The sequence below is a fragment of the Anaerotignum lactatifermentans genome (genome assembly GCF_016902535.1).
GTDB classification, from domain to species: Bacteria; Bacillota; Clostridia; order Lachnospirales; family Anaerotignaceae; genus Anaerotignum; species Anaerotignum lactatifermentans_A.
Genome location: NZ_JACSNY010000003.1, coordinates 170,509 through 188,339 on the forward strand (window position 1 = coordinate 170,509; position 17,831 = coordinate 188,339).

The window sequence follows — 17,831 nt, forward strand, 5'->3', positions numbered from 1 at the left end:
GGTAGAGTGGGAGGGAATTCTCCCGATAATACCACATAAGGAGGTCACGAAAGTGAAAAGAGGAAAAAAATATGTTGAGGCTGCGAAACTGGTAGACAGAGCAGCTCTCTATGATACAGCAGAAGCGATTGAACTGGTGCAGAAAACTTCCACAACAAAGTTTGACGCAACAGTAGAAGCGCATATTCGTTTGGGCGTTGACAGCAGACATGCTGATCAGCAGGTTCGTGGCGCGGTTGTTCTTCCCCACGGCACAGGTAAAACAGTTCGTGTATTGGTATTCGCAAAAGGCGAAAAAGCAGAAGAAGCTTTGGCTGCCGGCGCGGATTTCGTAGGAGCAGAGGATCTGATCCCCAAAATCCAGAACGAAAACTGGTTTGGTTTCGACGTTGCAGTAGCAACACCCGATATGATGGGCGTTGTTGGTCGTCTGGGTCGTGTACTGGGTCCCAAAGGCTTGATGCCTAACCCCAAGGCCGGCACAGTAACTATGGACGTTACAAAAGCAATCAACGATATCAAAGCTGGTAAGATCGAATATCGTCTGGACAAAACAAACATCATCCATGTTCCTGTAGGTAAGGTATCTTTCGGTTCCGAGAAGTTGAGCGAAAACTTCCAGACTCTGATGAGTGCAGTTATAAAAGCAAAACCCGCAGCTGCAAAAGGTCAGTACCTGAAGAGTGTTGTTCTGACAAGCACAATGGGCCCTGGCATCAAAGTAAACGCTGCAAAAATTTCCGAATAATCTCTGAGAGGTTATTGACAGGGATTCGTATATTTGGTATAATGTACGAGTTGGAAATGAAGAAAATCTCATATTGCCGTAGACAGCAGGTGCCTTTGGCGTAAATCCTGCCGAGGAGAACTGCTTCTTTGAGCGTATGATCGCCTCTCTGTCTATGTGCAGAGAGGCTTTTCTGATACAAAGAGAAACTTCGAGGAGGTGTAAACATGGCAAAGATTGAACAGAAACAGGTCGTTGTAAACGAGATCAAAGAAAAACTGGAAAGAGCTAGTTCCGTTGTTATGGTTGACGCAAGAGGCTTGACAGTAGAACAGGATACTGCTCTGAGAAAGAAACTGAGAGAAGCCGGTGTTGATTATAAAGTATACAAAAACACAATGGTACACTTTGCAATCCAGGGCACACAGTACGAAGGTCTGGATGAATATCTGGCAGGCCCCAGCACATTCGCATTCTCTTATGAAGATGCGACAGCAGGCGCTAGCATCCTGAACAGCGTAGCAAAAGACGTGAAAGCACTGGAATTCAAAGCTGGTGTTGTAGAAGGCGTTGTTTACGATGCAGAAGGCATGAAAGTAATCGCTGACATCCCTTCCAGAGACGTACTGCTTTCCAAACTGCTGGGCAGCTTCAAGTCCCCTATGTCTTCCTTCGCTCGCGTAATCGATCAGATTGCGAAAAAAGGCGATGCAGCAGCAGAATAAGAAGTAAGAAATTCAGACAAAGCCGGGCTGAGGCTTCGGCGGCATGAAACACATACAAAACATTTCACAAAATAATCGGAGGTGCTTTAAAATGGCAAAATTGACAATCGAAGAAATCATTGCAGCTGTAAAAGAACTGACAGTAATCGAACTGAATGATCTGGTAAAAGCAGCAGAAGAAGAATTTGGCGTATCCGCAGCAGCAGGCGTTGCAGTAGTAGCAGGCCCCGCAGCAGGCGCAGCAGCTGAAGAAAAGACAGAATTCGACGTTGAACTGACAGAAGTTGGCGCTGAAAAGATCAAAGTTATCAAAGTTGTTCGTGAAGTAACAGGTCTGGGCCTGAAAGAAGCGAAAGAAATCGTTGACGGCGCTCCCAAGGTTCTGAAAGAACAGGCTTCCAAAGAAGATGCAGACGCTATCAAAGCAAAACTGGAAGAAGTTGGCGCAAAGGTTACACTGAAGTAATTTTTACCACCGAAGTTTCCGAAGGACATCCTCAAAAGAGGGTGTCCTTTTTTGTTCTGATGAGAAACCATAGAAATCCTTTTTCGCGAAAAATACAAGGTCTTTTCAGCAGGAGGAGGCTTTGCCGGAAAAGGAGGAATGAATATGGAAATTTGCAGTGGATGCGGCAAAAAAAGCCTTATGGTGGAGCGGTATGGCCAGGTGCGGCTTTGCAAAGTATGCGCGCTGAAGGTACTTACGCCCACATGGAAACACAAAGAATATCGGACCAACGAGGAGGTGGAACGGCAGAAGGAGAAGGTGCGGATGATGGCGGAAAAGAGCGGGTTTATGCCCCAGGCCATAGAAGGGCTGGAACGGTACTTCGATCATTTGCGGATCGAAGGTCTGGTGAAAAAGCTGGACGGCGGAAAAGGGCAGAAGCTGGTCCTTTGCGAAAAGGAGTGTATGATGGAGACGACCGATGACTTTAATTTCAAGGAAGCGGAAAAGGCTTACCGGAAAATCCAGTCTGGACACAGAGGCGGCGGGACACCCTTGGATGAAATCATCAATTCCCAAATGGCCATTGGGATTTTAAGCGAAGTTGTTGGAAGTGCTCTGCCCGGCGGCGGACTGGTAAAGAATCAGATCAAGCGGGCAGGACGGAATCTGGCGGCACAGACCATTTCCGGGAAGTTAATGGATGAGACGGAGCAAAGGACGGAAGTAAGAAGTCTGGCCTACTGTATCCGGACGGGAGAACGGCGGGCAGAATACAGCCAATACGACAGAATACAGTATATAGAGCCCGTAGGTGAGGAAACATATGGGTTTTTGCTGCTGCAAAACAGTCGGCGGCTGGATGATCCGGCGGAAGATGTGATATTCTTCTTTGATAGCAGTACAGAAACCAAAAAAGAAGCCAATCAGGCGTATGGCTTCATAAAAAGCCGTCTGGCAGATCCCATGGAGGAAGAAGGGGAGGAGGAACTTCCGCCCCAGCAGACAGCGGGAAATACTTTGGCGGAGGAGATCCTGATGTACAAACGACTGCTGGATCTGGGCGCCATTACACAGGAAGAATATGACGCCAAGAAGAAACAACTGCTGAATCTGTAAAGAAAGCTCCGGCGGAATAGGAGAATATGGCAAAGCTCCTTCTGCGTTTCGCCGGGCAGCAGTGCGGAAGAGGTATATTTTTATAGGGTATCGTTCCGCGTGAAATAGAATCGCTGGAATCCGATTTTATGGATTTCAGCGATTTTCATTTTCCAGGAAAATACTCCATAGGAAAGACGTTTGTATTTGGATAGACAGAATTTGAGCGGAGGTCAATTTTTTTGAAAATAATGTGAAGGAGATTCCATTGTAAGGACCATGGTGATCTGATATGCTGGTATCAGCAAAGGCCGATGCAATACACAGCAAAGGAGATGACAGGATGTCATTAGGAGAGGTAATCAGAAAATACAGAAAAACAGAGGGGATGACACAGGAAGAAATGGCGGAACGGCTGGGAGTGACGGCATCCGCGGTAAATAAATGGGAAAGAGGCAATTCTTATCCGGACATTACTCTGTTGGCGCCCATTGCCAGACTTCTGCATATTTCTCTGGACACACTGCTTTCTTTTCGAGGGGAGTTGACGAAGAAGGAGGTGGGAGAGATTTTAAAGGAGGCACAGCGGCGGCTGGAGGAAACGGAATATGGGGACGCGTTTTCGTGGGCAAAGCGGCAAATAAACCAGTATCCCGACTGTGAAGTGCTGATTTTGCAGCTGGCGTTGTGTTTTGACGCCTATCGGGTGGTTCATGAGGTGACGGATGCGGAGGCATATGACAGATATTTCTGTGGGGTGTATGAACGGCTGCTGGAAAGCGGGGAAGAAAGGATACGGATGCAGGCCGCAGACGCGCTGGTGGGATTTTACCGGAGGAAAAAGGACTATCCTCAGGCGGAAAAATATCTGGAATACTTTTCCATGCAGAATCCGGAAAGAAAAAGGAATCAGGCCCAGATCTATGGAGAAACAGGACGGATTCAAGAGGCGTACCGCACTTATGAGGAGCTTTTATTCTCCGACTATCAAAGGATCAGCGCGGAATTATACGGCATGTATCAGCTGGCATTGAAGGAAAAGGATTTGGAAATGGCCCATCGGCTGGTTTCCAAACAGGCGGAGCTGGCAAGATGCTTTGAAATGGGGCGGTATTACGAGGTTTCCACAGGGCTGGAACTGGCAACCATGGAAAAGGACACGGAACAGGTGCTGGCATTGATGCGGGAAATGCTTTCCAGCGTGGAAGAAATCGGCGACTTCCGGAACGCGTGGCTGTACCGGCATATGGAGTTTCGGAAAATGGAAGAGGGGGTTGCGGCGGAAATGAAAGAAAAATTATTGCAGTGTTTCCGGGATGAGGAAACCTATGGGTTTTTGAAAGAAAACAAAGAATGGAGGGAACTGGGGAAAGGAGATCCTTCTTTTTGATTTATGAAGTCAATGAAAGGGGATTGACAAATTGGTCTATAAGATATAGACTAAAATCAAGAAGTCTATAAAGTATAGACCGATGGAGGTGAGCGGATGGGATACCAATTAACGGAAGCGGAGGAACGGCTGGCGGAGCTGTTATGGGAGAATGTGCCCATGACTTCGGCGGAACTGGTGGCAAAATGCGCCGAGGCGTTTGCGTGGAAGAAATCGACCACGTACACCATGCTGAAAAAGCTGGAACGAAAAGGAATTTTCCGAAATGAAAGCAGTGTAATTACAGCGGTGGAGACGAAAGAGGAATGGCAGGCCAGAGAAAGCAGGCAGTTTGTGGCGGAGAGTTTTGGCGGATCACTGCCGAAATTTTTAACGGCCTTTGCAAAAGGAAAGGGCCTGACAAAAAAAGAAGCGGAGGAACTGCGAAAGCTCATTGAGCGCTATGAGGAGGAATGAGCATGGACAGATGGTTTCTGGAAATACTGAATTTATCCTTTTGCGGCAGTTTTGCTATACTGGCGGCGCTGGTTTTGCGGCTGCTGCTGAAAAAAAGCCCCAGAGTGATTTCCTACGGACTTTGGATTGTGGTGTTTCTGGCGCTGATTTTTCCCATCAGGCTGAAAACCGATTACAGTCCCATGCCTGTGGGCGTGGAGAGCTTTCAGGCGGAAAAGCTGTATCAGGCAGTCCCCCGAGCGGAAAGTGGGATTCCGGTGGTGGATGAATTTTTCGCGGAAAGGACCCCGGCACGACAACTGGGCGAAGAAGTCTTTCCTATGGAACGGCTGATGGAAGGGGCTTCTGTGCTATGGATTGGAGGCGCGGTACTTCTGCTGGGATATGGCGCCTTTTCCTCTCTGAGACTGCGGAAAAAACTGAAAAACGGAAAGAAGCTGGAGCCGCAGGTGTATCAGGTGGAAGGTCTGCCCACGGCGTTTGTGATGGGGATGCCGCCACGTATTTATCTTCCGGCGGATCTGACGGAGGAAGAACGGGCCCATGTGCTCTGTCACGAGAGAATTCATATCCGGCGGCATGATATGCGGATCAAGCAGGGGGCCTTCCTCATTCTTTGCCTGCACTGGTTCAATCCGCTGGTCTGGCTGGCCTTTCGGTGCATGGAAGCGGATATGGAAAGCGCTTGTGATGAAAAAGTGCTGGAAACCATGGGGACGGACATTAAAAAGAAGTATTCCCTTTCTCTGGTACGGTTGTCAGCGGAGGAGCGTTGGTTTGGGACACCGCTGGCCTTTGGGGAAAAGCCCGTCAAGACAAGGGTAAAACATATCCTGCGATACAAAAAGCCGGTATCTGCTGTGGCGGGGCTGGCGATTGTGGCGGCGGCAGCGGTGGGATGCGCTGTCTGGAGTGCGCCGGCGGAGAAAAGCGACGCCAACGACATTATCCACATGGAGGAAGAAAAGATTACATCTATGGTGGAGGAACAGGGCAGCCGCATTGTTGACAGAGTGGTGCTCCAGCGTATCGAGCATTGTCGTGTGAACGGATTGCTGGGGGAAGATGTGGCGGTGGAAGTCTGGTCGGAAAAATGCCGGTTCCGGTTGGACAGCGACAAGTCTTTGCAGCTGCCGGACGGCATTACCCAGGAGGGGGATTGGCTCTATCTGGAATCGGAAAAATACGCTTTTGGGGCAAGTGCTACGCCGAACCCTGATGAAAATGGTGTGGATGTTAGGCAGTACACGAAGGAGCAGGAGGCTCTTTTCGGTGTATGCTTTGGAAGTATCTATCCCTATGAACTGGCCATGCCCCAGGAAGAAATGGATACCATGGTGCGGGCGCTTTTGGAGGAAAAAGGATATATTATGCCGGAAACCTACGCAGGGGAGCATATGGTGGCAGAGGTATCTCTCCATCAGCAGAAGGGATACAGCGATTGGAGGCTGTTTTTGTCCCAGCCTGTGAAGCAGGGGGATGACGGTATCTGGTGCGTGGAACGATGGAGCGACGAGACGGGAAACCTCTATTACAACTATATCAGCGGCGCGGAGGAAGACGTTTATTACGCGGAACAGCAGGCACAATGTGACGAAGGGCACATAGTGGGGCTTCTGAATCCCGAAGATGTTGCCATGACATTTCTGCGGGAGGAAATGGGGCTTGGGTCTGTGACGACGGAGGATATTGTGGTAAAAGAAGGGACACTGGAAGATTTTTATGGACCGATGTCTTCCAAGCGGTTTGGATATATCGTAAAATTGGTTCCGGAAGACAGTATTCTGCATCTGAATGAAGCTCAGTGGTACACGGAGGAAAACAGAGACCGTCTGGCGCAGGTGCAGTTAGATCCGGACATGGAGATGCCCAACGGGTTTTATATCCGCAGATGGGAAAACGATACGGTCCTGCAGCTGGGAGAAAGACCGGAAATTCTGGTGGTAGAGATGACAGAAAACGGAGCGGAGCAGAAGGAGCTGCGCAGCTGGGAGGAACTGGCGGAATATCTGGAAGAACGCGGAGAAGTGCCTTTCTGGATCACCACAGAGGGCGGCATCGTAACGAAGGCAGAGGAACAGTATCTTCCTTAAGGAAAAAGACGCAGGACAGAAAGCGGGTTCCTCTAAAATATATCTGATAAAAAAAGACAGTTGGGTTCTTTGCGAAGAAAGAATCCGGCTGTCTTTATTTTCTGATGAGAAATCTTTAAAAAGGTTCTGTGTCTTTGGGATTTGCGAATATTTTGTTCATCCGGGGCAGGTCATAATCCAGCAGCCAGTTATGGCAGTCCTCATAAAAGGGGCGCAGGACTTCTTTGTCCGCCGCTACCAGATCCATGCCGCGGTCATCATAGAGATGAAGGAGGAAGGGCGTATCTGTGCGGAAAAAGAAAACGGCGGAGGATAATTCCCGAAAGCCGCGATAGTCTGTTCTGGTAATTTCCGTCAGAAGGTTGTCGGCTTTCAGCGGCGTTTGGTTCAAATCCCAGAAAAAGAAAACACGGATCAGGGGATCGCCGTCACTGTCGGTGGTTTCCTGCTCCAGAACTTCAGCCGGAAGGGGCAGCCGGGTGATTTCCTGGAAGCGGGACAGAAGCTCCGGGATTTCCGTTTCTTCCAACGGTGTGCGGTAAAGGACCCAGAGAAGGGTATCGAAGGGCGCGGCTTTGGCGTAAAGAAAAGCCGCACGCCACTGCGCCAGACGGAGGTACCGAGGGTCCCGTGTGGAATATTCTTCCGGACCGATCTCGAAACGAAGGGAAATGGGGCTTTCATAAAAGATGGGCAGCTGGAGCCGGGGGTTTCCCATGGCTTCCAAGGCGGAAAAGGTACGTTCAAACAGCATAAGGATCTCCTTTTTCTTTTTTGGCAATAGTATAACATAAAAGAGCGGAAAAAAGAGAAGCTTTTAGAAAAACGCGGGAAAATGGAAGGGGAAAAACAAAGACCGCCGGAATCCCGACGATGCGCAGCGGAATCCGACGGTTCTGTTTTTGTAAAAGTCCGTTTCAGGAAACAGGGGCCTTCTTTGTGGTATGCAGGAACATGGCTACGGCGGTGCCGCAGATGATGACATAGCCCAGCCAGCTGAGGATATCCGGGATCTGGCTGAAGATCAGAAAGCCCAGCAGTGCCGAGAAGGGAATCTGGAAATAATCATAAACAGAAATTTCCCGGGCAGGGGCATAGCAGTAAGCGGCGGTAATGGTGAACTGACCGCCGGCGGCGGAAAGGCCCGCCAGAAGAAGGATGCCCAGCTGTGTCCACGTCATGGGGTGGAAATCGAAGATCAAAAAAGGCAGCAGTACCACGCAGGAGAAGGCCGAGAAGAAGAACACGATAAAGGGCCCGGCAACACCCTGCTGGCCCAGAGAGCGGACATAGGTATAGGCCAATCCTGCGGTCAGACCGCCCATAAGGCCGATAAAGGCGGGGAAAAGCTGCATATTTCCTGTAGGCTTAACGATAAAGAGCACGCCAATAAAGGCGATGACAATAGACATGGCCTGAAAGCGGCTGGGTTTTTCTTTTAGCAGGAAGATGGCAAAGATGACCGCGAAGAAGGGGGACATCTTATTGAGCATGGAGGCATCCGCCAGCACCAGATGGTCCACAGAATAGAAATTGCACAGAACGCCGATAGTGCCGGCCAGGGCACGAAGGAACAGGTGGCGTTTTGCCTTGGGAGTAAAGGATACCTGCGGGCGCTCCCGGAAGAGAATGACCGCCGCAAAGATCAGCGCCACGAAATTACGGAAAAAACTTTTCTGCATGGCGGGCAGATCCCCGGAAAGGCGGACGAAAAGATTCATCAAAGCGAAGAAAAAAGATGAAAGGGTAATACATAAGATCCCTTTTTGTTTTTGAGTCATGAAAAAACTCCTTTCCTGTAAAATTTGCACGAGGATTATTATACGACGGTTTGGAGGGAAAGAAAAGAGAAAAATAAAAAAGAGCCTGCCGTCTGGGATCAGACAGCGGACTCTTTGGCCTTGCGACGGGCCTCGGCTTCCGCCTTAGAGAAGGGACAGCCGCAGTAATCCTGGCGGTAAAGACCGTATTCTTCCGAAAGGACACAGGAACGGCGGTAGCCGTTTTTCTTTTTGAAATCAGAAAACAGATAGGAAACGCCGTACTCCTCCGCCAGTTTCCGGCCGATGGCGTTGAGGACCTGGGCGTTTTTGTGGGGGCTGATGGAAAGGGTGGTGGTAAAGTAATCATAACCGCTCGCCTTTGCCGCCTCCGCCGTTTTGCGCAGTCGGAGTTCGTAGCAGTCAAAGCAGCGGGAGCCGCCTTCCGGTTCTGTTTCTCTGCCCTTTGCCATGGCAAAAAAGGTTTCCGGGTCATAATCGGCAATGAGGCAGGATACGGGACCTTCCAGGGGCATTTGGGAAATGAGCTTTTGCTGTTCCGCCGCCCGATGCTGAAATTCCGCCGCGGGAGAAATATTAGGGTTATAGTAAAATACGGTGATATCGAAATAATGGGTCAGATATTCCAGAACATAGGAAGAACAGGGGCCGCAGCAGCTGTGCAGCAGCAGACGGGGCCGGCGGCCTTCCTTTTCTATGGTTTGCAGGGTGCGTTCCAGCACCAGCTGATAGTTTTCTTTCTGCATAAAGCACCTCCAAAAAGCAGGAATTCTTTCTCCAGTGTAGCAATGGCGAGGGAAAAAGTAAAGAAAAACAGAATGTACGAAAAAAAATACAAAAATATTTCACAAAAATGCGATTTTTTGAAAGGCGCAAGGAAAAAAAGATTCATGAACTTTTTAGGGAAAAGATAGAATTTCCTGTTCATGATGCGAGATGGCAGGAAAAAGCGGAGCAGACAGAGGAGAAAATAGAAATGCAGACAGAAAAAAATGACGGGAAAGAAAAAAGCTTTCCCAAACGGCGGGAAAGCCCGGAAAAACAAGTAAAAAAGGGCTTGACACTTCGTCCGCCCTGTGGTAAAATATTTCACACATTAGCAGATAAGCACATATCCCCATAATTACAGACAGTATAGCATAGGGGTGGAAAAAATTCAACAAAATTTTTTCAAAAACCTGATTTTTCCCGGAAAATCAGGCATTCCAAGGACTGTCGGAAAGTGGGAACAGGCACTGTTAACCAGAACCAATAGGTGGAACGGGAGGCATTATGCAGACTGTTCAAAAGTGTATTAGAATTTCTTAGACCAAAGAGGCTTTTGTCATGACCGCTGATCAAAGGTGGTGCAGGCAAAGGTCTAGCTTTGTTTAGGCAATTCTAAATTTTTTGCGCAAAAGAAGTTTTTTTGAGCGAAAAGCGGCTGCCGTCCGGACGCCTGATACGGAAGAATGAAGAGTCGTTTTCCCGTATCAAGTGCCCGTGGGGCAGAGCAAGTCGGTGTGAAGGATAAATTCGAGAGGTGACAAGATGGAAAAAAACAGAATTCACGCACTCCGTTTTGGCGACACGACACGAATGAGCTATTCCAAGATCAATGAGGTTTTGGAAATGCCCAATCTGATCGAGGTGCAGAAGGACAGCTATCAGTGGTTCCTGGATGAAGGTCTGAAGGAAGTATTCGAGGATATTTCCCCTATTACAGACTTCAGCGGCAATCTGGTGCTGGAATTTATTGATTTTTCTCTGGATTCCGAACCTAAATTCTCCATTGAGGAATGCAAGGAAAGAGACGCCACATACGCGGCGGCTTTGAAGGTAAAGGCCAGACTGTACAACAGAGAGCTGGACGAACTGAAAGAGCAGGAGATCTTCATGGGGGATTTCCCTCTGATGACAGAAACCGGTACATTTATCATCAACGGCGCGGAACGTGTTATTGTCAGCCAGCTGGTTCGTTCCCCCGGCATTTACTATGCCTCCGATTTTGATAAGGTAGGGAAAAAGCTGCTCTCCGCTACGGTCATCCCCAACAGAGGGGCATGGCTGGAGTATGAGACAGATTCCAACGATGTATTTTATGTAAGAGTAGACCGTACCAGAAAGGTGCCTGTTACGGTTCTGATCCGTGCCCTGGGCATTGGTACAGACGCGGAGATTCTGGAACTGTTCGGCGACGAGCCCAAGATCCGCGCGACCATTGATAAGGACGTTGCGAAGTCTTATGAAGAAGGTTTGATCGAGATTTACAAGAAGCTGCGTCCCGGCGAACCTCCCACAGTGGAAAGCTCCGAATCTCTGCTCAGAGGTATGTTCTTCGATCCCAAGCGTTACGACCTGGCAAAGGTAGGCCGCTATAAATTCAACAAAAAACTGGCGCTGAGAAACAGAATCCGCGGCGCGAAGCTGGCGGAAGCAGTGGTAGACCCCATGACCGGCGAAGTGCTGGCGGAAGCGGGCGCGATCCTGACCATGGAACTGTGCGACACCATTCAGGACTGTGGTACAGACCATCTGTATATTGAGGTAGAGGACAAACAGGTGAAGATTCTCACCAACCGCGCGGTTGCCATTGACGCTTATCTGGAAGAATTCGGACTGACAGCGGAAGATGTCAATATCCGTGAGAGAGTATACTATCCTGTACTGGAACAGATTTTAAATGAATACGCTACCGCCGAAGAGATTAAGGCGGCCATTAAGGAAAATATCCACGAGCTGGTACCCAAGCACATCACACTGGAAGACATTCTGGCTTCCATCAACTATGTAATGCAGCTGGACTATGGCTACGGCAATGTGGATGATATCGACCATCTGGGCAACAGACGTATCCGCTCCGTTGGCGAACTGTTGCAGAACCAGTTCCGTATCGGTCTGTCCAGAATGGAAAGAGTGGTTCGTGAAAGAATGACTACACAGGATCTGGCGGTGGTAACACCTCAGGCACTGATTAACGTGCGTCCCGTGACAGCTGCCATCAAGGAATTCTTTGGTTCCTCACAGCTGTCCCAGTTCATGGACCAGAATAACCCTCTGAGTGAACTGACACATAAGAGACGTCTGTCCGCACTGGGCCCCGGCGGTCTGTCCAGAGAAAGAGCCGGCTTCGAGGTGCGAGACGTTCACCATTCTCACTACGGCAGAATGTGTCCTATCGAAACACCAGAAGGTCCTAACATCGGTCTGATCAATACACTGGCAACCTTTGCCCGCATCAATGAATATGGTTTCATTGAAGCGCCTTACAGAAAAGTAGACCAGAGCGGCGATGAACCTCGTGTAACAGACGAGTTCATCTATGTAACCGCTGACGAAGAAGAAAACTACAACGTAGCGCAGGCCAACGAGCCTCTGGACGCGGAAGGCCACTTCGTTCATAAGAAAGTAACCGGCCGTCACCGTGAGGACATCATCGAAGTAGACAGAAGCCAGATCCATCTGATGGACGTATCCCCCAAACAGATGGTATCCGTAGCCACAGCGCTGATTCCTTTCCTGGAAAACGACGACGCGAATCGTGCCCTGATGGGTTCCAACATGCAGCGTCAGGCAGTGCCTCTGATGGTGACAGACTCTCCTATCGTTGGTACCGGTATGGAATACAAGACAGCGAAGGACTCCGGTATCTGTGTCATCGCCAAAAACAGCGGCATCATCGAGCGTGTTTCCGCCGACGAGATTGTGGTACGAAACGATAACTCTATGCGGGACGCATACAAGCTCATCAAATATCAGAGAAGTAACCAGAGCACCTGCCTGAACCAGAAACCTATTGTAAACGTAGGCGACAGAGTGGAAGCAGGTCAGATCATCGCCGACGGCGCGTCCACCTGTCAGGGGGAACTGGCACTGGGCAAAAACCCTCTGATCGGTTTCATGACATGGGAAGGTTACAACTACGAGGACGCCGTTCTGCTGAGCGAAAAGCTGGTACAGGACGACGTATATACCTCCGTTCATATCAATGAATTTGAGGCGGACGCCAGAGATACCAAGCTGGGGCCCGAAGAAATTACTAGAGATATCCCCAACGTAGGCGAGGACGCCCTGCGTGACCTGGATGAAAGAGGGATCGTCCGCATCGGTGCGGAAGTACACCCCAACGACATCCTGGTTGGTAAGGTAACACCGAAGGGCGAAACAGAGCTGACCGCGGAAGAAAGACTGCTGCGGGCCATCTTCGGCGAAAAGGCCAGAGAAGTTAGAGATACTTCCCTGCGTGTGCCTCACGGCGAAACAGGTATCATTGTAGACGTTAAGATCTTTACCAGAGAAAACGGCGACGACGTAGGTCCCGGCGTAAATCAGCTGGTAAGAGTATATATCGCGCAGAAGCGTAAGATTTCCGTAGGCGACAAGATGGCGGGCCGTCACGGGAACAAGGGTGTTGTTTCCAGAGTACTGCCTGTGGAGGATATGCCTTTCCTGCCCAACGGCCGTCCTTTGGATATCGTACTGAACCCTCTGGGTATCCCTTCCCGTATGAATATCGGGCAGGTATTGGAGACCCATCTGTCTCTGGCGGCAAAAGTACTGGGCTGGAAGATTTCCACACCCGTATTTGACGGCGCCAACGAGATCGACATCATGGATACGCTGGAAATGGCAAACGACTATGTCAACACAGACTGGGAGGAATTCTCTGAGAAGTGGAAACCTCTGCTGGAAGGCGATATTTATGATGAACTGTACGCAAACAGAGACCACAGAGAAGAATGGAAGGGCGTAGCCATCGACAGAGACGGTAAGGTTTCTCTGCGCGATGGCCGTACCGGCGAATTCTTCGATAACAGAGTCACCATCGGTTACATGCACTATCTGAAGCTGCACCACCTGGTAGACGATAAGATCCACGCACGTTCCACAGGTCCTTACTCTCTGGTAACACAGCAGCCTCTGGGCGGTAAAGCGCAGTTCGGCGGCCAGCGTTTCGGTGAGATGGAAGTTTGGGCGCTGGAAGCATACGGCGCGGCTTACACATTGCAGGAAATCCTGACAGTGAAGTCCGACGATATCGTAGGTCGTGTAAAGACTTACGAATCCATCGTAAAGGGCGAGAACATCCCCGAACCCGGCGTACCCGAATCCTTCAAGGTACTGCTCAAAGAACTGCAGTCTCTGGCGTTGGATATTCGCGTACTGCGTGAAGACCAGACAGAAGTAGAAATCAAGGAATCCATCGAGGATGTGGATGATCTGAATGTAAATATCGACGGCTTTGAAGGCGATGACGACGAATTCCGCCGTCCCAGACCCATGACCGCCGAAGAAGAATTGGTGGACTTCCTCTTTGACGACGAGGAAGGCACCGTTCACGACAACAGCGATCTTTTGTCCGACGACTACGGCGACAGCGATCTGCTGGACGACTATGACGAAGAATAAGAAAGGAGAACAAGCCCATGAGCACACAAAACACAGAACAGGGAATTGTTTTTGATTCCATTAAAATTGGATTGGCTTCTCCTGAAAAAATCCATGAATGGTCCAGAGGCGAGGTAAAGAAACCCGAAACCATCAATTACAGAACATTGAAACCGGAAAAAGATGGTCTGTTCTGCGAAAGAATTTTCGGGCCCACCAAGGACTGGGAATGCCACTGCGGGAAATATAAGAGAATCCGTTACAAAGGCGTTGTCTGCGACCGCTGCGGCGTTGAGGTAACAAAAGCAAAGGTAAGAAGAGAAAGAATGGGCCATATCGAACTGGCGGCCCCTGTTTCTCATATCTGGTATTTCAAGGGAATCCCCTCCAGAATGGGTCTGATTCTTTCCATGAGCCCCAGAGCGCTGGAAAAGGTGCTGTATTTCGCGTCTTATGTGGTACTGGACGCCGGGGATACAGAGCTGCAGTACAAACAGCTGCTGAGTGAAAGAGAATACAGAGAAGCCTATGACAAATACGGCAACCGCTTTGAGGCGGCAATGGGCGCGGAAGCTATCAAAAAGCTGCTGCAGGACATTGATCTGGAAAAAGAGGCGGATGAGCTGAAACGTCAGCTGGCGGATACCACCGGTCAGAAGAGAGTCCGTATCATCAAGAAGCTGGAAGTTGTGGAAAGCTTCCGTGTATCCGGCAACAAGCCCGAATGGATGATTTTGGATGCCATCCCGGTTATCCCTCCCGATATCCGTCCTATGGTACAGCTGGACGGCGGACGTTTCGCTACCAGCGACCTGAACGATCTGTACAGACGTGTTATCAACAGAAACAACCGTCTGAAAAGACTGCTGGATCTGGGCGCGCCTGACATTATCGTAAGAAACGAAAAAAGAATGCTGCAGGAGGCAGTAGACGCTCTGATCGACAACGGCAGAAGAGGCAGACCTGTGACCGGCCCCGGCAACAGAGCTCTGAAATCTCTGTCCGATATGCTCAAAGGCAAACAGGGCCGTTTCCGTCAGAACCTGCTGGGCAAACGTGTTGACTACTCCGGCCGTTCCGTTATCGTAGTAGGACCCGAACTGAAAATCTATCAGTGCGGTCTGCCTAAGGAAATGGCCATCGAGCTGTTTAAGCCTTTTGTTATGAAGAAACTGGTGGAGGATGGTCTGGCACACAACATCAAATCCGCCAAGAGAATGGTAGAAAGATTGCAGACAGAAGTTTGGGACATCCTGGAAGATGTCATCAAAGAGCATCCTGTTATGCTCAACCGCGCACCGACCCTGCACAGACTGGGGATTCAGGCCTTTGAGCCTGTACTGGTAGAGGGCCGTGCCATCAAGCTGCATCCCCTGGTATGTACCGCGTACAATGCCGACTTCGACGGTGACCAGATGGCGGTACACGTTCCTCTGTCCGTAGAGGCACAGGCGGAATGCCGTTTCCTGCTGCTGTCCCCCAACAACCTGCTGAAACCCTCCGACGGTGCGCCTGTAACCGTACCCTCTCAGGATATGATCCTGGGTATGTATTACCTGACACTGGAAAGAGAGGACCTGAATAAAAAATACGAAGAGGATATTCTGGACGCAGAAGGCAATGTGATCGTTGCCAAAGGCGACCCGATCCTGAAAGTATTCAAAGACGAAAAGGAAGCTATGCTGGCTTATGACAACCATGAGATTTATCTGCAGGAAGTGATCAAAGTCAGAAGAACACTGGAATTTAACGGTGTGAAAGAGACCAGACTGGTAAGAGCTACCGTTGGACGCATCATCTTCAACGAAGCGATTCCCCAGAACCTGGGCTATGTGGACAGAACAAACGAAGAAACCAAATTCGACTATGAGGTTGGTTTCCTGGTAGATAAAAAAGCCATCGGTAAGATCATCAACAAGTGCATCAACCGCTGCGGCGCAACAGAGACAGCGGAAGTGCTGGATAAGATCAAATCCCTGGGTTATAAATTCTCCACAAGAGCTGCCATGACCGTATCCGTATCCGATATGGAAATTCCTAAGGAAAAAGCGGAATATCTGGCAGAGGCGGAAGAAAAGGTAGATATGATTACCAGAAAGTTCAGACGTGGTCTGATGACCGACGAAGAACGCCACCAGAAAGTTATCGAGGCATGGAATATTGCCGATGATAAGATCACCGTTGCCCTGCTGGCTGGTCTGGGAAAATATAACAACATCTATATGATGGCCAACTCCGGCGCCCGTGGTTCCAACAGACAGATCAAACAGCTGGCTGGTATGCGTGGTTTGATGGCATCCCCTAACGGCGGTATCATCGAGCTGCCCATCAAGGCGAACTTCCGTGAGGGTCTGTCCGTACTGGAGTACTTCATTTCCGCACACGGCGCAAGAAAAGGTCTGACCGATACGGCGCTGAAGACAGCCGACTCCGGTTACCTGACCCGTCGACTGGTAGACGTATCCCAGGATATTATTGTAAGAGAATGGGACTGCTGCGAAGGCAGAGATATGGAAACACCCTGCATGGAAATTTCCGCCTTCATGGACGGCAACGAAGTCATTGAAGGTTTGCAGGATCGTATCCGTGGCAGATGGTCCGCTTATGATATCATCCATCCCGAAACAGGGGAAATCATTGTTCCCGCTGACACCATGATTACGGTAGATCAGGCAGAAGCAGTAGAAAAAGCAGGGATCAAGAAGGTTTGGATCAGAACCGTACTGACCTGCCGTTCCGAAGTTGGTATCTGCGCGAAATGCTATGGCGCGAACATGGCTTCCGGCAGATATGTACGAATTGGTGAATCCGTAGGTATCATCGCAGCACAGTCCATCGGTGAGCCCGGTACACAGCTGACCATGCGTACCTTCCATACGGGCGGTATCGCCGGCGATGACATCACACAGGGTCTTCCTCGTGTCGAAGAACTGTTTGAGGCAAGAAAACCTAAGGGCCTTGCCATCATCGCGGAATTCGGCGGTCATGTTACACTGAATGATACCAAGAAAAAACGTGAGGTTATCATTACCAATCCGGAAACAGGGGAAACAAAGGATTATCTGATTCCTTACGGTTCCAGAATCAAAGTTTACGACGGCGACGTGATCGAAGCCGGCGACGAAATTACAGAAGGTAGCGTAAACCCTCACGATATTCTGAAGATCAAGGGCCTGCGTGGTGTACAGGACTATATGATCCAGGAAGTACAGCGCGTATACCGTTTGCAGGGTGTAGAAATCAGCGACAAGCATATCGAAGTTATCGTTCGTCAGATGCTCAAACGTGTTAAGATCGAAGAAAACGGCGATACAGATTTCCTGCCTGGTTCTCTGGTTGACTGGCTGACATTTGAAAACACAAATGCGGCGCTGGAAGCAGAAGGCAAAGAACCTGCGAAGGGTTCCCGTGTACTGCTGGGTATCACAAAGGCATCCCTGGCAACAGATTCCTTCCTGTCCGCGGCTTCCTTCCAGGAAACAACGAGAGTCCTGACAGAAGCAGCAATTAAAGGCAAGATTGATCCATTGATTGGTCTGAAGGAAAACGTTATCATCGGTAAGCTGATTCCCGCAGGTACCGGCATGAGCCGTTACCGCAACATTGATCTGGAGCTGGATCAGCCTCGGCAGGAGGATGGATACAGCGCAGACGGCACCTATATTGATGAGGACGAAATGGTATAAATAGAAATCTGTTTATTCCTATATTTATTGAAGAAAAGGGGAGCGGTTTCTCCTTAAGAT

At 49.6% G+C, this 17,831-nt stretch carries 13 protein-coding genes and 1 other annotated feature; of the genes, 10 read left to right on the forward strand and 3 right to left on the reverse strand.

Annotated elements, in window-relative coordinates; genetic code table 11:
• Positions 1-52 precede the first annotated feature (52 nt).
• The 7 genes from rplA (at position 53) to H9X84_RS03695 (ending at position 6,937) form a co-directional block, all read left to right on the forward strand.
• Positions 53-748, forward strand: coding sequence for a 50S ribosomal protein L1 (gene rplA / locus H9X84_RS03665; RefSeq protein ID WP_205132975.1), 696 nt, complete (start codon positions 53-55; stop codon positions 746-748).
• Between the two features lie 58 nt (positions 749-806).
• Positions 807-931, forward strand: a sequence feature (ribosomal protein L10 leader region).
• Positions 932-954: 23 nt separating this feature from the next.
• Positions 955-1,452, forward strand: a complete 498-nt coding sequence (gene rplJ, locus H9X84_RS03670) for a 50S ribosomal protein L10 (RefSeq protein ID WP_205132976.1) — start codon at positions 955-957, stop codon at positions 1,450-1,452.
• Between the two features lie 100 nt (positions 1,453-1,552).
• Complete coding sequence (gene rplL / locus H9X84_RS03675) at positions 1,553-1,918, forward strand: 50S ribosomal protein L7/L12 (protein ID WP_205133053.1); 366 nt, start codon at positions 1,553-1,555, stop codon at positions 1,916-1,918.
• 144 nt (positions 1,919-2,062) lie between these two features.
• Positions 2,063-3,019 carry an SHOCT domain-containing protein gene (locus H9X84_RS13025; RefSeq protein ID WP_243423508.1) on the forward strand — a complete coding sequence of 319 codons (957 nt, stop codon included), beginning with the start codon at positions 2,063-2,065 and terminating at the stop codon, positions 3,017-3,019.
• Positions 3,020-3,341: 322 nt separating this feature from the next.
• Positions 3,342-4,388 (forward strand): helix-turn-helix domain-containing protein, encoded by a 1,047-nt coding sequence (locus H9X84_RS03685; RefSeq protein WP_205132977.1) that lies wholly within the window; start codon positions 3,342-3,344, stop codon positions 4,386-4,388.
• 96 nt (positions 4,389-4,484) lie between these two features.
• Complete coding sequence (locus tag H9X84_RS03690) at positions 4,485-4,844, forward strand: BlaI/MecI/CopY family transcriptional regulator (RefSeq protein WP_205132978.1); 360 nt, start codon at positions 4,485-4,487, stop codon at positions 4,842-4,844.
• Positions 4,845-4,846: 2 nt separating this feature from the next.
• The gene (locus H9X84_RS03695) at positions 4,847-6,937 is read left to right on the forward strand and encodes a M56 family metallopeptidase (RefSeq protein ID WP_205132979.1); all 2,091 of its coding nucleotides are present in this window, start codon (positions 4,847-4,849) and stop codon (positions 6,935-6,937) included.
• A gap of 115 nt (positions 6,938-7,052) precedes the next feature.
• Here the strand turns inward: H9X84_RS03695 and H9X84_RS03700 are convergent, their stop codons facing one another.
• The 3 genes from H9X84_RS03700 to H9X84_RS03710 form a co-directional block, all read right to left on the reverse strand.
• Complete coding sequence (locus tag H9X84_RS03700; protein ID WP_205132980.1) at positions 7,053-7,691, reverse strand: DUF3885 domain-containing protein; 639 nt, start codon at positions 7,689-7,691, stop codon at positions 7,053-7,055.
• Between the two features lie 163 nt (positions 7,692-7,854).
• A complete protein-coding gene (locus tag H9X84_RS03705; RefSeq protein WP_205132981.1) occupies positions 7,855-8,718 on the reverse strand; it encodes a DMT family transporter in 864 nt (287 codons plus the stop codon).
• A 98-nt stretch (positions 8,719-8,816) separates the two neighbouring features.
• Positions 8,817-9,464, reverse strand: a complete 648-nt coding sequence (locus H9X84_RS03710) for an epoxyqueuosine reductase QueH (protein WP_205132982.1) — start codon at positions 9,462-9,464, stop codon at positions 8,817-8,819.
• Positions 9,465-9,694: 230 nt separating this feature from the next.
• Here H9X84_RS03710 and H9X84_RS03715 point away from each other — a divergent pair, with 230 nt between their 5' ends.
• The 3 genes from H9X84_RS03715 to rpoC all read left to right on the forward strand — a co-directional run bounded on the left by H9X84_RS03715 (position 9,695) and on the right by rpoC (position 17,771).
• Positions 9,695-9,841: a hypothetical protein gene (locus tag H9X84_RS03715; protein WP_205132983.1), complete on the forward strand. Its 147-nt coding sequence runs from the start codon at positions 9,695-9,697 to the stop codon at positions 9,839-9,841.
• 407 nt (positions 9,842-10,248) lie between these two features.
• The gene (locus H9X84_RS03720; RefSeq protein ID WP_205132984.1) at positions 10,249-14,106 is read left to right on the forward strand and encodes a DNA-directed RNA polymerase subunit beta; all 3,858 of its coding nucleotides are present in this window, start codon (positions 10,249-10,251) and stop codon (positions 14,104-14,106) included.
• A gap of 17 nt (positions 14,107-14,123) precedes the next feature.
• The gene (gene rpoC, locus H9X84_RS03725; protein ID WP_205132985.1) at positions 14,124-17,771 is read left to right on the forward strand and encodes a DNA-directed RNA polymerase subunit beta'; all 3,648 of its coding nucleotides are present in this window, start codon (positions 14,124-14,126) and stop codon (positions 17,769-17,771) included.
• Positions 17,772-17,831 lie beyond the last annotated feature (60 nt).

Excerpts from the sequence above, each read along its gene's own strand:
- rplJ (WP_205132976.1), top strand. The coding sequence starts at position 955 with ATGGCAAAGATTGAACAGAAACAGGTCGTTGTAAACGAGATCAAAGAA.
- H9X84_RS13025 (WP_243423508.1), top strand. The coding sequence starts at position 2,063 with ATGGAAATTTGCAGTGGATGCGGCAAAAAAAGCCTTATGGTGGAGCGG.
- H9X84_RS03685 (WP_205132977.1), top strand. The coding sequence starts at position 3,342 with ATGTCATTAGGAGAGGTAATCAGAAAATACAGAAAAACAGAGGGGATG.
- H9X84_RS03690 (WP_205132978.1), top strand. The coding sequence starts at position 4,485 with ATGGGATACCAATTAACGGAAGCGGAGGAACGGCTGGCGGAGCTGTTA.
- H9X84_RS03695 (WP_205132979.1), top strand. The coding sequence starts at position 4,847 with ATGGACAGATGGTTTCTGGAAATACTGAATTTATCCTTTTGCGGCAGT.
- H9X84_RS03700 (WP_205132980.1), bottom strand. The coding sequence starts at position 7,691 with ATGCTGTTTGAACGTACCTTTTCCGCCTTGGAAGCCATGGGAAACCCC.
- H9X84_RS03705 (WP_205132981.1), bottom strand. The coding sequence starts at position 8,718 with ATGACTCAAAAACAAAAAGGGATCTTATGTATTACCCTTTCATCTTTT.
- H9X84_RS03710 (WP_205132982.1), bottom strand. The coding sequence starts at position 9,464 with ATGCAGAAAGAAAACTATCAGCTGGTGCTGGAACGCACCCTGCAAACC.
- H9X84_RS03715 (WP_205132983.1), top strand. The coding sequence starts at position 9,695 with ATGCAGACAGAAAAAAATGACGGGAAAGAAAAAAGCTTTCCCAAACGG.
- H9X84_RS03720 (WP_205132984.1), top strand. The coding sequence starts at position 10,249 with ATGGAAAAAAACAGAATTCACGCACTCCGTTTTGGCGACACGACACGA.
- rpoC (WP_205132985.1), top strand. The coding sequence starts at position 14,124 with ATGAGCACACAAAACACAGAACAGGGAATTGTTTTTGATTCCATTAAA.